Raw genomic sequence first — 16,284 nt, forward strand, 5'->3', positions numbered from 1 at the left:
TCGTCGCTGTGGTTCAAAAAAGCTGTGCTGGATTTGCCATGTCGTTTTGCGATCGCACTCGATTTTCGCATTTCATCGCAAAACAACTCATTGCAAGACTCATACCTGCAAGACTGCGACTCTACAAAGTTCTAAACCCTCTGAGCTATACCCTGAGTGTACTGCCGTCACTTCAAAGCCCCAGACAGCCAAATTTTGATCGATCCAACCCTGGGTCAAATCATCGTCGCGATTGCGGTACTGAGAAATCATCAACCGTCCATTTTGGGCAACAAACTCTCTGACCAGTCGATCGACAAATTGCTGTTGATAGTTGCGTGGCACATAGTCAAGTTCTGTCCGCACATAGTCGAATCGGTGTGGTGGTGTCCAATTCCAGGCATTCCCAACATAGAAGTTATTCGCATAGGTGGGTAGACGTTTCTGAGCTAGAGCAACGAGTTCCGCTGAGTAATCAAGCCCGTAAGGAACTAATTCCACTCCCTTCAAGTGTGACCAGGCGACTAAACATTCCAGCAAGTATCCATTTGCACAACCCATATCGAGATACTGTCCGGGTCGGTCAACTGCTGCTAGGTTTGCCACTCGCAGTTGTGTCCATTCCTCAAATGTGCCGCTTTTTCCAGATTGCTGCCAAGGAGTCGATGCAGTTGTGTAGGCGCACTCTAGAATTTGCTGAAGCTCATCGAACCAAGCTCCTAGCTCTGATGGGGTCACTGCATCAAACACGAACCCACAGTGACAGCGTTGAGCCGTTTCATTGACATTTTGTAAGCAACGAGGGCATCGCATTGTAAAACCCAATTATAGCTTTGGAATGCTGCACTTGGAAGCTGCGATCGCGCTCAACCGTGATCATCTCTGAGTCCTGATCCATGCCGTCGAGTAACCAAGCTGTAGAAACGCCTGTACCCGTACCTAGTTCCAGAAAACGTCCCGCAGGCTTACTCGCTGCTAATGTTCTCAACAAAACACCTGTGAGTGGCTCAGAGGTCATCTGAAAATCGATCGCACTCGTGTCTGCTAAAGTCTTCTCGATCGTCTTGGGAATTTTAATATCTTTCTGTTGGTCTAAAGTTTCCACGGTTGTTGTCTCCATCCTAATTTTCGTTTTGCTGAGGCAGTATCGACTTGCGGCATCTGGATCTCGACCAGTTCCACCGTTTCTCGAACTAATACTTCAAGCTGATCCACTGCAATAAAAGGCTCGTCGTGAAACAAGCTTTCGAGACGACTGCCAAGATTCTCGGGAGCAATCTCCATCTGCTCGATAAACCTACTCATCCGTTTGAACTGGAACGTTGAATAATATAAGCGGTTCAACCCAGACAGCACACCGAGCAGATTTTGGGCTGAATCAACTAAAATTTGGTGATACCAGAGCGTTGTATCCCGCTTGGCAAGTTTTTCTTGCATTCCCCAAACAGCGAAGAATTTTAGATGCTTCTCCACCATTGTTTGCGCGAGTTGATCGGGATAGTTGGCGACTTTCGCTTTCCACTGTTCAATCAAAGTTTCACCGTGTAGCGGAATCCCAATCAAGGTTCCGTGTAGCATTTTCATAATTGGAGAAGGAACCTCAAACCGCTCTAAAACGCTCGATATCTCCGCTTCCCATTGCGCGATCGTGGCGTGAGCAAATTGGAATTCGATGCCGTTCATCAGAAAACTCTCGCCAAACGCACCGTCTTGTCGATTTCCCAAAATCTCGATCAGTTCTGCCCCTTGATTCTGCTGACGCGCAAGCTGTAGTTCAGCTTCAAAAGGTAACTCGTCATAGTAAAGGCACACGTCACAATCCGAGTATTCATCGCATAGCCCTTCTGCAACCGAGCCTGTCACCATTACTGCTTTCGTTTTTGGGTTCGCGATGTAGGCTTTGACATTGCCTTTGGCTAATTCCAATAAGTACTGAGTTCGATTCGGCATAGTATCCATAAGAAATAAGCTTCTGAACTAGCGAGGGCAGAAAGCCGATGCTGTGCGAATGACTAGGAGAGCGCGTACTCTGTATGCTCACGCACATGGGGCGGGTGAAAGGCAAGCACGATCGAGGATTTGGGAATCTCTGCGGCGACAAGTTCAGGCGTGATGCCGTGGTCAAGTCCATCGTGGTGGAGCCAGAGTTTATCGCCACGGATTTCAGCGTCGAACACCAGCGCATGAATCCGTTTTTTACCGCTCCACCCCTCGGTGATGATCAGATAACGGGTGTGATTGTCGCTGACAATGACTTTGCTGGTGGTGCCGTCATTGGCGCGATTCAGAATTTCACAGTAGCTTTGCAAAATCGGGTTTAGAGCTTGCTGATACTGATCTAATACACTTCGGGTATCCATTGAATGAGTGAAAGATTCTATGGTTTGGCAATGCCGCGCTTGAGAGCGACGATCGGAATCATCGCGATCGCGAATTCCCGTCAGCCCTAACCCTGGTCGGATGGTCTGAGGATCGAAGCCACAGCCATTGTCTCGGACGCTAATCTGAACTTGCTCAGGGGCGTAGCTAAGATTGATTTGAACCGTTTGAGCATTGGCATGACGCAACGCATTCGTGAGCGATTCTTGAGCAATCCGCAATAGATTCAAACTGATGGGCGCATCTAAATAGTAAGGCATTCCCTCTACGTTCAGCGCAATCTGAACTGTGGTTCCAGTCGTCATTTGTTCGATCAATCGGGCGATCGCATCTGGTAGGCTATTGGCGGCAGAATCTGTATGATAAAGCAACCAAACGGATCGACGGGCTTCGCTTAGTCCTTGTTTGGCTAATTCCTGAGCGCGAGTGATGCAGGCTTGCGTTTGTTGCGGTTGGAGCGTTAAACCTTCAGCGAACTGCAAGACCTGCTCTGCCGCCTTGAAAATATCCAGCAGCGAAGCACTATCTCTCGACATAAATCACTTGTGCAGTTGATAGAATTTCTTTGCGTCGAATTCAGTTTTCGCTTTGCTCGATCAGGGGTTTGACCAATACATCAACGCTGCGCCCAAAGATGGTTTGTGACGTACCCGACTCTGATGCTACGCATATAGAAGCGGGCTTCCCATTTCATCCGCCGCTGCCTCTACCATCCGAGAATGGTGTTGGTCTTACGCAGCGTCCGGAGGTTTGACAAGCCATCCTGTCTTGACTCTCATCGTACCGAAGCACGATCCGGGCAGACTCCCTGCGCCCCAAGGAGTTAAGTTCTATTCGTCCTTGTCGTATGGCTTGCTCATGGCTCCCAGTGACAACTCGGCTTCCCTAGCGACAATCTCGCTGTGGTAAGCATATGACTGCTACTGTAACCTGTCTGTTCGAGAGGCTAGGTAGGTCAGCGACCTCATGAGTAGTCTATCAGTTTTTCTCGCTCCGTTGATGAGAAATTGGCGATTCCTCATCTTTGCCCGACCCAAAGCTTACCAAAATTTGCGTTGTGCCAGAATTGAAGTTGCATGAAGACTGCCTCACTGCCTCGATATACGATCGCCCTGTGCTTTCGGCACTGAAATCACCAAAAACCGCACCTCTGACTCCGATTCGTTGCGGAACTGATGTGCAACATTGGGCGGGATCTCAATACCTTGATGTGATCGCAATCGATAGCAGTGTCCCTCGATCTCAAGCACCGCTTCACCCTGCAAAATGTAGAAGAACTGACGAGAATGCTCGTGAAAATGGCGCTGCTCAGATTGACCCGGCGGCACACATTCCTCAATGATGCTGAAGTCGTCGCGCTTTAATAAATGCCACCCGCGACATCCCTCGCCCCAAGGATACTGCTCTGCATTCGTCACATCGACAATGTTCATGCGACCTCAGTTCTACCCTGCGCTCATTGTAATCTTTTGGCACTTTACGATCGAGACCGCTGTTCAATCCAAATTCGCATCTGGGCTTCGGAAAGGTGGTAAGTACGATCGCATTTGTTACAATTGCTTAAAAAACACCTAAAGTAAAGTCATACCGACTATGATTAAGCTCATAACCACTTCACGCTAATTCAAACCTTTTTCCCGGTCGCTCTCATTCGCAACCGTAAATTAGCGTTTTTGAAAAGACAGGAGTTTATATGAGCAGTGCAAGCGGATGCCCATTTTCGAGCGGCGGTCAGGTTTTGACCGCCCGCCACAAGCCGTCAAACCGAGACTGGTGGCCGAAGTATTTGAATCTGAGCGTGCTTCATCAGCATTCCCCGCAGTCTAATCCGATGAGTGAAGCGTTTAACTACGCTGAAGCGTTCAAGAGCCTTGACTTAGCTGCCTTGAGAGCAGATGTCTTCGAGTTGATGACCACCTCCCAGGACTGGTGGCCTGCTGACTACGGGCACTATGGTCCACTCTTTATCCGCATGGCGTGGCACAGCGCAGGCACGTATCGAACGGGCGACGGTCGCGGCGGCGCAGGATCAGGAAGCCAGCGATTTGAGCCGCTCAATAGTTGGCCCGACAATGCCAACCTCGACAAAGCGCGGATGTTGCTTTGGCCCATTAAGCAGAAATACGGCAACAAAATCTCGTGGGCTGACCTGATGATTTTTGCGGGCAACTGTGCGCTGGAGTCGATGGGCTTCAAGACGATCGGCTTTGCGGGCGGACGTGAGGACATTTGGGCACCCGAAGAAGATATCTACTGGGGGTCTGAGAAAGCCTGGCTCGGCAATGAGCGGTACAGTGGCGATCGAGTGCTCTCGAATCCGCTCGCTGCCGTTCAAATGGGACTGATTTACGTCAACCCGGAAGGACCAGACGGCGAACCTGATCCGGTTGGCTCAGGGCGCGATATTCGCGAGACCTTTGGTCGGATGGCGATGAACGACGCAGAAACGGTTGCGCTTACCGCAGGTGGGCATACCTTTGGTAAATGTCATGGTGCTGGCGAATCGTCGCATGTCGGGGCTGATCCTGGGGGTGCGACGATCGTCGATCAAGGACTCGGCTGGAAGAACGCCTTTAACACAGGGGTTGGGGTCGATGCGATCACTAGCGGCATCGAAGGCGCATGGACTCCCACACCAACGCAGTGGGACAACAGCTATCTCGAAACCCTGTTCAACTATGATTGGGAGCTAACCAAGAGTCCTGCGGGTGCATGGCAATGGAGACCGAAGAACGGTGCTGGCGTGGGAACCGTTCCCGATGCTCACGATCCGTCGAAACGCCATGCCCCGATGATGACGACCGCAGACATGGCGATGAAGATGGACCCGATCTACGAGCCGATTGCGCGGCATTACCGCGACAACCCGGATGAGTTCGCTGAGGCATTCGCCAAGGCATGGTTCAAGCTGACGCATCGCGACATGGGACCGCGATCGCGCTATCTTGGTTCAGAAGTCCCCGCAGAAGAGTTCTTGTGGCAAGATCCCATTCCCGCAGTCAACCATGAATTGATTGATGAGCAGGACATTGCCGCGCTTAAAGAGAAGATTCTGACATCGGGACTGTCTGTTTCTCAACTCGTTTCAACCGCTTGGGCATCAGCATCGACGTTCCGGGGGTCTGACAAGCGCGGGGGTGCGAACGGAGGACGCATTCGGCTGGCACCGCAGAAGGATTGGGAAGTCAACCAGCCGACTCAGTTGGCAACGGTACTGCAAACCCTGGAAGGAATTCAACAGGAGTTCAACAGTTCGCAGTCTGGCGGCAAGCAGGTGTCGATCGCGGATTTGATCGTTCTCGGTGGTTGTGCAGGAGTCGAACAAGCCGCGAAGAATGCTGGCTCTGAAGTCAAGGTTCCCTTCCATCCAGGACGTGCGGATGCGTTGCAAGAGAAAACCGATGTTGAGTCCTTTGCTGTACTCGAACCAGTCACAGACGGGTTCCGCAACTACACCAGCGGCAAGCACAGCGAATCGCTCGAAGAGTTGCTGGTCGATCAGGCGCAATTGCTCACCCTATCAGCTCCTGAAATGACGGTCCTCTTGGGCGGAATGCGCGTCCTGAGTACGAACTTTGGCGGGTCTAAGCACGGTGTCTTCACCGATCGCCCAGAAACACTGACGAATGACTTCTTCGTGAACCTGCTCGACTTGGGTACGACGTGGAAGGCGACGACTGAAGATGAATATGAGTTCGAGGGCAGCAGTCGCAAGACCGGCGAACAGAAGTGGACGGCGACCCGTGTTGACCTGATCTTCGGCTCGAACTCCCAACTCCGGGCACTTGCAGAAGTCTACGGCTCTGAGAACTCACAGCCAAAATTTGTGCATGACTTTGTGGGTGTGTGGAACAAGGTGATGAACCTCGATCGCTTCGATCTCGCCTAACCTCAGCGTGTGAAGACGATGGTCATTGGACGATCTCAGGTTAAGGCGGTACAGACTTGTAGAAACATAGCGCTGATGCCCAACTGAGAGATCGATCGTCTCACGATCTCAGGTTAAGGCGGTACAGACTTGTAGAAACCCTTGACGCGGGTAGAAACTAGTCATAGAGATGAGGGCGGTGTTTCAACTATCTTGAAACACCGCCTTAGCTTTAGCTACGAAGTACACCACTGCGGATCACTGGAATCAAGAAGGTTGCACTAAAGACTGTATTTGAAACAGCATTAAGCCAGAAACCTGTAGCGATCGACAAACCGCTATCGATCACGTACCAAATAACGATCGATGCCGTCATCCCAAGCCAAATCCGTTGACTGACCTGCTTTTCAAGCTGATTTGCCACTTGAACCACTGCCATCACCGTCAAACTCCAACCTATCGTCACGGCTCCCAGGACTGCAAGGCTAAAGCGCATATAGGGGTCGAGATCAAGTTCTCCCGGACCGTTCAGCACGTCAAACAAGATACGCACTGGAGCGCTTGTGGCTTCAAAACCACCTCCGGCAAGAATCATTCCAAATAAGCCTGCCGCTACACACCATCCTGTCATCCAGGCTAAATTGAGTGGCTTTGTTGCTGGAAGCATCTGAGTCATAGTTCTTCCTCCTTAAAACTCCTGTAATCTATAAATACGAGAATTACCTCGCATTCATAAAATACGAGAACTACCTCGCGTTTGTCAACCCACAATTTGAACGAATGACCGACAGCCCCCAATCCACTCCAATCTGGCGCGTTCCTCAACAAGCCCGTAGCTGGGAACGCTTCCATCGCATTCTCGACGCAGCGGCTGAGTTGTTTACCGAGATCGGCTATGAATCCGTCACAACTGACGAAATTGCGGCAAGAGCCAATACCTCTGTTGGCGGGCTATATCGATTCTTTCCGGACAAACTCGCTGTTTTTCATGCGTTGCTCGATCGCTATCTCACCCAATTGAGAGAACTATCGGCAGCGCTCCACACAGAAGAAGCGATGCAGGTCACGCTCGATGTGTATGTGAATCAATTAGTGGATGCCTTTGATCAGTTTGTCAGTGCCAATCCTGGGTTCCGTACCGTGTTTGTTCAGTCTCGCTTGATTCCGACCACGATCGCAATGAGTGCAGCCTTCTATCAAGAGCTTGCACAACAGTTCACGGTTTATTTTGCGGTTCGTAATCCGACTTTAGAGCCAAGTCATCGAGAGCTAATTGCGACTATCAGTGTTGAAGTTGCCTGTACGCTAGATATCCTCGCTGTATCGCGCGATAGCACCTTTCAACACCAAGTCCTGATAGAAACTAAGAAGTTACTCATTGCTTATTTAGGACAGTATTTTCCAGATCGCTCTTGATGCTAGTTTTCGTTGCAAAAAGCTCCACACTTCTCCAGTTCTTGTACGATCGCAACCGCATTCGCGACCCCATCTTCGGCTTGGATTTTTGCTCCGAGTTCGGTAGCACGTTGACGCATTGCTCGATCACTTACAGCCTGATGAATGGCTTCTGCCAATCTTTCAGCCGTGAGTTTTTTACGGGGAATCGGGGCTGTCCCGACTCCTAATTCTGCAACGCGCTGCCCCCAAAAGGGCTGATCGCCAAAGAAGGGAATCACAACGATCGGAATTCCTGCTCTAAGTCCAACAGCGGTCGTTCCTGCACCCCCATGATGCACCACTGCTGCAACACGAGGAAAGAGCCAAGAATGCGGAATTGAATCGACCATAAAAACCGTATCCGGTAGGTCACTCTTTCTCAGACCATTCCACCCCGACTGCAAGAGGGCGCGTTGCCCGGTGAGTTGGATCGCTTGTAAGACTAGCTCTGCTGTTTCTTCTGGGTCGCGACTGACCATACTCCCAAACCCGATAAACACCGGCGGAGACCCTCGCTGTAGAAATTCTAGCAAGGCAGGGGGCGGAGTCCAATCGGGTGCTTCGTCTAAGAACCAGTAGCCTGTGATGTGAGTATGCTGCCAATCCGAGGGTTTTGCAATCACAGATGAACTCAATCCATACAGAATCGGATAACGCTGAAACTGAGCCGAATCGTAAGATCCCCAAAATGGAGCGATCGGCAAATCGAGCACTTGCTGTCGAGCTAATTCGTCGCCTGCACGAGAACCCTGCCACATGATTTGTCGAAACAAGTGATGGGATAATCGATTGACAACCCCACCCAGTTTCGCGATCGACTGAGGAAACAGAATCGCAGGAAAAGCGTTTGTCGGTGTAAAGGGAAAGATATATGCCTGAAGCAAAGGGATCTTCAGCTTTTCGGCAAGGGCAAGACTAAGAAAGAGTCCTCCGACACCCGCAACCAGTAACTCCATGCTTTGACAAGCAGCTAAACCACCCTCTGCCCAATCGACGGCGGCTTGTTGAGACGCTTTTGCTGTACGAGCATTAATCGCAAGAAAATTTCCACTCTCAAGCAACTTACGATTTTCTGGGTCTTCCATGAAGGCTTGAACATTCCCTTTCACGGGACAGAACTCTAGCCCGTAAGCAGTGACTAGCTCTTCAAAATTCTCATGCGTGATCAGTCGTACCTGATGACCGACTGCTTTCAAGCCCTTGCCTAGAGCAATGTAAGGCTGAACATCTCCTCGACTTCCCATTGCAATGATTGCAATTCGCATGAACGATACTCCCTCTTGATTGCTCGCTGTGGAACTTGCGACTAAGATATGAATTATTACTCACATTTTAAGCACGATCGCTTCCCTCCACAACTCGCATTTCTACGAGACTTCCCCATGCCTTCTAAACCCTCAGCAATCCCGCGCAAACTTCCAAAACAAGAGCGATCGCACTTCACGGTTGAAGCGATTCTCACCGCAACAACTCACATTTTGACGGAACAGGGGTATGACCAATTGACGACGAATCGAGTGGCGGAACGAGCAGGGGTGAGTATCGGTTCGCTGTACCAATACTTTCCGAATAAGCAAGCTTTGATTTTTGCATTGGCAGAGCATCATGCCAATGCAATGATGCAGTTGGCGCAACAGCATTTAGAAGGGCTGAGCGACCCCTTACGGGTATCTCGAAGAGATCGCACGATTCCAGGGGTACTAAGTCAGATCGTCAAAGCAGCATTAGCAGCTCATGCCGTCAATCCAAAACTTCATCGCGTGCTGCACGAACAGATTCCGCATAGCGAGATAATGCAACGCCTAGATCAAGCAAAAATGGAGAATCTATTGCGATCGTTTCTCGCGCAACGCTCCGATCAGCTTCAACCGAAAAATCTAGAATTAGCCGTTTTTATGGTGGAGCGCACGATCCGAGCTTTGATTCATGGGGCGATGATCGATCGTCCTGAGTTACTCAAAACTGAGGAATTTGAACAAGAACTGCTGCGTATGTTGTTAGTTTATTTAGTCAAAAGGTGACGAGGCGCAATTGAAGGTTTTCTAAGCAGGTGGTTTATTTTTTATCGCTTTGAGCATAACCTATCATGTGAGCTATGGCATCGAGCACATGAGGGCATATCTAGATTCCACGTTATGCACTGTAGCGACTGTTATCCACACATTTTTCAGGAAATCAATATGCCGCCGCCAGAAGTCTTGCCAAATCATGTTCTGATTCGAGTCAAAGCAACCAGTGTGAATCCAGTGGATTGCAAAATTCGCCAAGGTGCTGTGCCGGATATTTCACCTGAATTCCCTGCGATTCTGCATGGAGACGTTGCTGGAGTGGTCGAAGCAGTTGGGGAAGGCGTTCAGCGTTTTAGCGTTGGCGATGAAGTCTATGGTTGTGCGGGTGGTGTTAGAGGTATGGGAGGCACATTGGCAGAATTCATGCTGGCTGATGCTGATTTGATTGCGAAGAAGCCGCGATCGCTGGGCATGAGAGAAGCCGCAGCATTACCTCTAGTTGCCATTACTGCCTGGGAAGGATTACGCGATCGCACTTCAATTCAATCTGTCAGAGTGTTCTGGTCTATGGTGGCACAGGGGGTGTGGCTCACATGGGGATGCAACTTGAGGAACTGGCGGGTGCAAAGGTCTTTGCAACAGTTTCATCGGATGAGAAAGCCAACTCGCAAAAAGCTTGGGGGCAGATGTTACCATCAATTACCAAAGGCAACCCGTTGAAGAGTACGTTGCAGAACAGACCAATGGTGAGGGATTCGATGTGGTTTTCGACACGGTTGGCAACAACAAACTGCAAAACGCTTTCAGGGCAGCAAAGTTAAATGGCATAGTCGTCTCAGTGGTGTCTTTATCATCGCAAGATCTCACATTGCTGCACGCGAAAGGGCTGACGTTGCACCTTGTCTATATGTTGATCCCGATGTTGCTTGGGATTGGTAGAAAGCGTCATGGTCAAATATTGACAGAATTGACACAGCTTGTTGATGAAGAAAAACTATACCCGTTGCTTGATCCTAAAGAGTTTAGTTTTGCCGAAGTTGCTGAAGCACATCGACACGCTGAATCTGGGAATGCAGCGGGCAAAGTAACATTAACTGCTTAGATGCTTGGGATTGCAATCTAGCAATGCCCGTAACCCGCCGCGAATAGTTCTCGGACTCAACCAATAGCCTGTCAATGGTAGCATTCACGGGCATTGACAGGTTATTAGTACAATTGCTTCTTGAAATCAACCTAAACAAGCTTTAACTCCATCTGAATATTACAGCGCTGATAGGGTGAAGGTTGACCGACTATTTTCCGAAACCCTAGCTTTTGGTAAAGCTTAATTGCAGGCTCCAAGATTGTATTGCTCTCTAGAAAGACTGTTTCTGCTCTTAGTTCACGCGCTTTATTGATCGCTGCTTGCCCCAAAAGCCAACCGATCCCCTTGCCTTTAGCTTTTTCTGTGACTGCCATTTTTGCCAATTCGTAGCGATTCTCATCCAGCTTAATTAAGGCACAAGTCCCAACAATTTCGTCGTGATGCCGTGCCATGAAGATGTGTCCACCCGGCTTTAAAATCTTTTCATCTGGGCGATCGAGAGATTGGTGATCTGCTTCTTCTAGCTGAAAGTATTTTTCAATCCATTCGTAGTTCAAACGTTGGAAATCATGGTGAAATTCTGGCAGATACTCGATAATCTCAACAGATTTCTGTTCACGCGCTTTTCGCACTGCTTGGACACGATCGAAAAAGCTTTGGTTAGTCAGTAGAAATTCAGTCTCTGCGATCGCATTCCAGAGATCGTGTTGTGATTCCAACGAAAGTTCCTCAACCGCCTGGTTCACGTCAACACACTGCTGTTCAAGGTGAGGAATCAATTGCTTTCCAGCATCAGAGAGTCTAACAATGCTCACTCGCGCGTCCCGACTGTGCTTTTCAGTGATTGCAAATCCTCGGTTGCTCATCTCCTTCACAATCTGGCTGACAGAAGCATGAGAGTGTCCAATCAGTTGAGCGATTTCGGTCACTGCTGCACTCTCCTGCTGCGACAACACGTAGAAAACAGGAAACCATTTTGGATCGAGCGCAACATTATAAAGCGTGTAGATTTTTGCGGCATCCTCGGTCAATCGATCGCTCAATCGCCGCAAACGACTACCTAGCGCTACTTTACCAATCTGAGAGTAGAGATTCATATTTATGTAAGCAATTACGTAAATACTTACATATTATCATAAGGGTTTAGGAAAAATTGCAGGCTAGCGTCCCGACCCACCCACCGCAAACAGCTTCTCGCACTTAGCAGAGTTGTTGGGTCAGGGAAATCAAGCCTTATTGCTGACCGAGCTAAAAAAGCTCCAACGCCAGATTGAGTAGGTTACTGAAAACCACCATTACTGTACAGCAGTTGTCCATTGATCCATCCTCCTTCTTTGGAACACAGAAATTTGACCAGATTTGCACAGTCTTGCGGCATCCCGACGCGATTTAACAAAGTTCTAGATTGCATTTCAGTTTTGAGGTCTGTGGACATCCAGCCCGTATCTGTTGCACCTGGATTAATTACGTTCGCTGCGATGCCCAACGCTCTGAACTCCTGAGCCGAAGCCAGCACGATTCGATCCATCGCACCCTTGCTTGCACCATAGGGAAGATTGCCCGCCGTATGGTCGCTGGTAATGGCAACAATCCGCCCAGTTCCGAATTCTCCTTGGAACCGTTTACCAAACTCTCTCACCAATAACCAGGTTGCACGGGCATTGATCGCAAAATGTAAATCAAAGCTCTCCACCGAAGTAGACAGAATATCGCTATCCACAGAATGGCAATGAGACATGACCAATGCGCTGACCGTTCCCAAATCACGCTCAATCGCATTGAATATCTGTTCAGCAGAATCGACTAAGGACAAATCAACCTCGATCGCTGTGGAGCGCACACCAAAGCTCTCAACTTTGTTGCGAAGTAACTGAACTTCTTTTGGGTTGCTGCCCCAAGGCATTGACACATCATAGGGCTGCCAATAGGTCAGGGCGACATCCCAACCTGATTGTGCTAATTCTTTGGCGATCGAAGACCCAATGCCAATATTCCTACTTGCACCCGTCACAAGAACAATTGGTCGTTGAGTCATACATTTCTCCACGAGCAAGAATTAAGAGGCAGTCTAATGATAAAGTTAGCTGGCGGAATACGACCAGATCTCAAACTTCGCTTCAGACGATAACTCAGTTTCGAGCGAATCGTAATGTTCAGCACAAAATGCTTCAAACTCTTTCATGACCAGAGCGAAGACTTCATCGGTTACTCGCCAACAAAGTCCATATGCCCGCAATTTGAAAAAACCTAGAAGTTCCTCAACCGTGTTGCTCACCGTCCATTTTTTTGCAACTCTACAAGTCGATCGATAACCTTTGCTATGAAAATACTCCTCAACATTGATCTCCTCGGTTACTTTGTTTACAGGCTTTGATTCTTGCAACCCTTCATACTTAGATAGAATCGTTCGGAAATATTGCTCAAATTCCATCCGAGCAGGGGGCGTAATCCATTGTGCATTCAGATAAAAGCCTCCTATTTTCAGAACGCGATCGATCTCATCGAGAAAGGTCTTCCAATCAGAGACGGTATGAACCATGTGAACTGTTAACACGACATCAAAACTCTGATCTGGAAACGGCAATTCCGAAGCATCAGCATGGATCAGGCTCAGATTTCGAGGAACTTCTGGCAATTTTTGGCGAAGCTGATCCAGCATTTCTTGAGATACATCAATGCCAGTAACACTGTAGCCCCGTCTGACGAACGGTAGGACATTCAAGCCAGTACCGACACCTGTTTCCAAAAACGATGTTTCAGGCGATGCACTCACTAATTCAATAATAAAGTCCGCAACTTCTTCAGCAACTGACTCTGTCAACCAGCGAGTTTGATCGTAGATATCAGCAATCATGTCATAGTAGTTGCGTTTTGCCATTCTGCCAAACCTCTTATAGCACTCTCAAACTACCTTAACGCTGCTTGACTGATCTCTTTTCAGTAAAAAATTTTAAAGTCATAGGTCGGAAAGGCTTGGATGGTCATCTGGGCGGCGACCTAGCGACCAGTGATATTTCCGGTCAGCTTCCGCGATCGGGAGATCGTTGATGCTAGCAATCCGGCGACGCATAAAGCCGTGTTCGTCAAACTCCCAGTTCTCGTTGCCGTAAGAACGATACCAGTGCCCAGAGTCATCATGCCACTCATAGGCAAATCGAACAGCAATACGATTGTCATGAAAAGCCCATAGCTCTTTGATCAGACGGTAATCTAGCTCCTTGCTCCACTTGCGGGCGAGAAACTGATTCGGCAAAGAAACTGTGAAAGAGGTTGCCAGAATGCTAGAAAGAGAATACTGTTCGCAGAGTGCCAGTAAAAATTGTGCCATTGCTGTTCTGATTGCCTGCACTGGTGACAACTTGAAGTAATGGGGTGACTCGAATGTTGTGATTAATCGGAATGCTGACAAATGCCTCGAAATTCGTCTGAGTTGCATTTCCAATTTCATCTGCAATAAAGGGTTGTCCGACTGCAATGCCCGCAAGATTGCCTGGACGTAAAACATCGGGAAAAGCAACACCTGCCATCCAATAATGCGGATTGATCTTGCCAAAGATTGTACGGTCATAGCTGCCAGATCCATACCGTCCGAATACAGCAAGGTTCGGAGCAATTTGATATTCAAAGTTCACTCCAAATACATCAAAGCGATTGTTGTAAACCTCTCCGCCTGCGTACTGCAATCGAACTGCAAAAGCTCTCGAAGGAGCATACTCGAATTCAGCCGTGTATTGGTAAGTGTCTCCAAAGATGCCGCGATCGCCGCCTTGACTCGCGTAAAGCAACGGCAGAAATGAAGCCCCACCCCGAATGATGCCCTGATTACTCGGATTCGCGGCATCGACCGCTGAGTACACAGCCCGCAAGCTAAAAGCTCCACCCCCCGGATTCCAATTGATTGCACCCCCCGCGCTCGGTCCATCCGTGGATAACAGAAGTAAATTATTTACAAATGCTTGGGTGCTAAAGTCGCGGAAACTAACATTGGCGTAACGATTGCGATCGACATAATCACTGGTGCGGATTTCAGGACCGATCGACACTCGTAAATCCGAAGTGGGATTGAACGAGTAAACTAAGCGACCCATTTCAAGCGTACCGCGAGTCGGCGGCTTCACCGAGAAATCTAACACACTACCAAATGTGGGTTCTAAAAATCCGGTTGCATTCGTCGTTCGTCCACCGCTCCCGGTTTCGAGCAAGACCCTGAGCGAATCTGTCCCGGTAAAGCTTGTATTTAAGTCCAACGCCACCCGTGATAGAACTGTTGCATTCGGTTGCTGCTCTGTAATCCTGCGTCCTTGAGCATCGACAATCTGTTCCCCTTCAAAGCCCCCTGCGTTGGGCGCCATGATAATTTGTCCACGCAATTTTGTTGTAGTTGAAAATTGCTGCTTCTCAAGTTGAGTCGTTCGAGCTTCAAGAGAATCGATTCGTCCGCGTAACGTGGATAGCTCTGCTGCAAATTCTTGCTGTAATCGTTCGAGTCTTGTGCGATCGTCGAAACTCACAACATTAGCAGTTGAGCTTGCAATTAGTTCAGCCATGCGATTTAGACAAGCATTCAGACCTGCCGCAAATTCGTATCGAGTCAACGCACGATTCCCGCGAAAGGTACGTTCTGCCTCTGGCAGCGCTGCGCGACCAGCGTCACCCGTAATGCAGCCATAACGTTCAATTAGCGATCGCAGTGCTTCAAATGCCCAATCCGTTGATCGCACATCCGCAAGCTGATTCACCGAAGTCACTTGTCCCGTCAAAGTCGGCTCACTCGCTTGTTCCATTCGATTAGATTGCGCGATCGCAGGCTGCACCCAAAGCAAAGCGATTAGAGCAATCCAGCTAGAAGTTTGCTTCATTGGTACATCTCATTTTGAGTTTAAGAAGTTAAGTTGTCGTCCGTGTCGTCTTGCGCTTACCCCAAGGTTTCACTGTTGAAATGGCAATGATGATTAACAATGCGAGTGTCTGTAAAGCTCCACCGATCGCGACGACACTTTGCAGCGATAGGTAGCTCGGATTTTGTAAAGCCTGCGATCGCGCCACTTCTGAAATTGCAGTCATTTCCTTTGTCCAAGGACCGAGCCAAACGGAACCTACGACGATCAGAATCAGCGTCACAAGTTGTTTTGCCATGACCCAGAAGTGCTTGAAGAATCCCCAATTCGTAAAAGCACACAGCAGCGCCCCAGTCACCACCGACAGAATCGCGGACGGAACGATCACGAACTCGCCCAGCAGATTACGAGCCGTGTTAATTCCGTAGATTCCATCACCATCGTTCAGACTGCGAAAACTCAGCGCTAAAACAACCGAGCATAGTGCGGTTCCAAACCACAATCCGCCTGAAGCAATGTGGAGGCTGAGCAGCCAGTTACGTTGCTTGACGTTTAATTTCATTGTTAATCCCCCAAAGTTAACCGCCTGATAGTTAGTTACCTAATTAAAATCAAAGCGCAACCCATTTGTTGCTGTCAAGGGGTTGGCAATCTTTTTTTAGCGCCTTACAATAAGGTGGCTAACTACTG

General features: G+C 49.0%; 18 protein-coding genes. 5 read left to right on the plus strand and 13 right to left on the minus strand.

What is annotated here, in order from left to right; genetic code table 11:
* Positions 1–99: 99 nt before the first annotated feature.
* The 5 genes from NIES2104_RS29565 to NIES2104_RS29585 all read right to left on the minus strand — a co-directional run bounded on the left by NIES2104_RS29565 (position 100) and on the right by NIES2104_RS29585 (position 3,791).
* Positions 100–792, minus strand: a complete 693-nt coding sequence (locus tag NIES2104_RS29565; protein ID WP_059002573.1) for a trans-aconitate 2-methyltransferase — start codon at positions 790–792, stop codon at positions 100–102.
* Positions 758–1,084, minus strand: coding sequence for an O-methyltransferase (locus tag NIES2104_RS29570; RefSeq protein ID WP_156427167.1), 327 nt, complete (start codon positions 1,082–1,084; stop codon positions 758–760). Before NIES2104_RS29570 ends, NIES2104_RS29565 begins: the two co-directional genes overlap by 35 nt.
* The gene (locus NIES2104_RS29575) at positions 1,072–1,938 is read right to left on the minus strand and encodes a nucleotidyltransferase domain-containing protein (protein WP_225895348.1); all 867 of its coding nucleotides are present in this window, start codon (positions 1,936–1,938) and stop codon (positions 1,072–1,074) included. Before NIES2104_RS29575 ends, NIES2104_RS29570 begins: the two co-directional genes overlap by 13 nt.
* A 53-nt stretch (positions 1,939–1,991) precedes the next feature.
* On the minus strand, positions 1,992–2,894 hold the full coding sequence (locus NIES2104_RS31435) for an element excision factor XisI family protein (RefSeq protein WP_059002579.1): 903 nt from the start codon (positions 2,892–2,894) through the stop codon (positions 1,992–1,994).
* A 552-nt stretch (positions 2,895–3,446) separates the two neighbouring features.
* Entirely contained in the window at positions 3,447–3,791 is a 345-nt protein-coding gene (locus NIES2104_RS29585; RefSeq protein WP_059002580.1) for a cupin domain-containing protein, read from the minus strand.
* A 260-nt stretch (positions 3,792–4,051) separates the two neighbouring features.
* Between NIES2104_RS29585 and katG the strand changes: the two genes are divergently transcribed.
* Positions 4,052–6,247 (plus strand): catalase/peroxidase HPI, encoded by a 2,196-nt coding sequence (gene katG, locus NIES2104_RS29590; protein ID WP_059002581.1) that lies wholly within the window; start codon positions 4,052–4,054, stop codon positions 6,245–6,247.
* 211 nt (positions 6,248–6,458) lie between these two features.
* On the opposite strand, the gene NIES2104_RS29595 is transcribed toward katG, so the two are convergent.
* Complete coding sequence (locus tag NIES2104_RS29595) at positions 6,459–6,902, minus strand: hypothetical protein (RefSeq protein ID WP_059002582.1); 444 nt, start codon at positions 6,900–6,902, stop codon at positions 6,459–6,461.
* A gap of 104 nt (positions 6,903–7,006) precedes the next feature.
* Between NIES2104_RS29595 and NIES2104_RS29600 the strand changes: the two genes are divergently transcribed.
* Complete coding sequence (locus NIES2104_RS29600; RefSeq protein ID WP_059002583.1) at positions 7,007–7,642, plus strand: TetR/AcrR family transcriptional regulator; 636 nt, start codon at positions 7,007–7,009, stop codon at positions 7,640–7,642.
* 2 nt (positions 7,643–7,644) lie between these two features.
* On the opposite strand, the gene NIES2104_RS29605 is transcribed toward NIES2104_RS29600, so the two are convergent.
* On the minus strand, positions 7,645–8,928 hold the full coding sequence (locus NIES2104_RS29605; RefSeq protein WP_059002584.1) for a glycosyltransferase: 1,284 nt from the start codon (positions 8,926–8,928) through the stop codon (positions 7,645–7,647).
* Between the two features lie 117 nt (positions 8,929–9,045).
* Here NIES2104_RS29605 and NIES2104_RS29610 point away from each other — a divergent pair, with 117 nt between their 5' ends.
* From NIES2104_RS29610 to NIES2104_RS33675, 3 genes are all read left to right on the plus strand, one after another.
* Positions 9,046–9,684, plus strand: coding sequence for a TetR/AcrR family transcriptional regulator (locus tag NIES2104_RS29610; protein ID WP_059002585.1), 639 nt, complete (start codon positions 9,046–9,048; stop codon positions 9,682–9,684).
* 159 nt (positions 9,685–9,843) lie between these two features.
* The gene (locus NIES2104_RS33670; RefSeq protein WP_202815243.1) at positions 9,844–10,392 is read left to right on the plus strand and encodes an alcohol dehydrogenase catalytic domain-containing protein; all 549 of its coding nucleotides are present in this window, start codon (positions 9,844–9,846) and stop codon (positions 10,390–10,392) included.
* Positions 10,349–10,774, plus strand: coding sequence for a zinc-binding dehydrogenase (locus tag NIES2104_RS33675; RefSeq protein WP_202815244.1), 426 nt, complete (start codon positions 10,349–10,351; stop codon positions 10,772–10,774). The genes NIES2104_RS33670 and NIES2104_RS33675 overlap by 44 nt, the downstream gene beginning before the upstream one ends.
* A 131-nt stretch (positions 10,775–10,905) precedes the next feature.
* Here the strand turns inward: NIES2104_RS33675 and NIES2104_RS29620 are convergent, their stop codons facing one another.
* The 6 genes from NIES2104_RS29620 to NIES2104_RS29645 form a co-directional block, all read right to left on the minus strand.
* Complete coding sequence (locus NIES2104_RS29620; RefSeq protein ID WP_059002586.1) at positions 10,906–11,853, minus strand: GNAT family N-acetyltransferase; 948 nt, start codon at positions 11,851–11,853, stop codon at positions 10,906–10,908.
* A gap of 182 nt (positions 11,854–12,035) precedes the next feature.
* Positions 12,036–12,791, minus strand: a complete 756-nt coding sequence (locus NIES2104_RS29625; RefSeq protein WP_059002587.1) for an SDR family oxidoreductase — start codon at positions 12,789–12,791, stop codon at positions 12,036–12,038.
* 45 nt (positions 12,792–12,836) lie between these two features.
* Complete coding sequence (locus tag NIES2104_RS29630) at positions 12,837–13,634, minus strand: class I SAM-dependent methyltransferase (RefSeq protein WP_059002588.1); 798 nt, start codon at positions 13,632–13,634, stop codon at positions 12,837–12,839.
* A 78-nt stretch (positions 13,635–13,712) separates the two neighbouring features.
* Positions 13,713–14,084, minus strand: a complete 372-nt coding sequence (locus tag NIES2104_RS29635; RefSeq protein WP_082690186.1) for a DUF1348 family protein — start codon at positions 14,082–14,084, stop codon at positions 13,713–13,715.
* On the minus strand, positions 14,038–15,615 hold the full coding sequence (locus NIES2104_RS29640) for an iron uptake porin (protein ID WP_059002589.1): 1,578 nt from the start codon (positions 15,613–15,615) through the stop codon (positions 14,038–14,040). Before NIES2104_RS29640 ends, NIES2104_RS29635 begins: the two co-directional genes overlap by 47 nt.
* Positions 15,616–15,643: 28 nt before the next feature.
* Positions 15,644–16,156 (minus strand): DUF2269 family protein, encoded by a 513-nt coding sequence (locus tag NIES2104_RS29645; RefSeq protein ID WP_059002590.1) that lies wholly within the window; start codon positions 16,154–16,156, stop codon positions 15,644–15,646.
* Between the last annotated feature and the right edge of the window lie 128 nt (positions 16,157–16,284).

The sequence above is a fragment of the Leptolyngbya sp. NIES-2104 genome (genome assembly GCF_001485215.1).
In the GTDB taxonomy this organism is placed as follows: domain Bacteria; phylum Cyanobacteriota; class Cyanobacteriia; order Leptolyngbyales; family Leptolyngbyaceae; genus Leptolyngbya.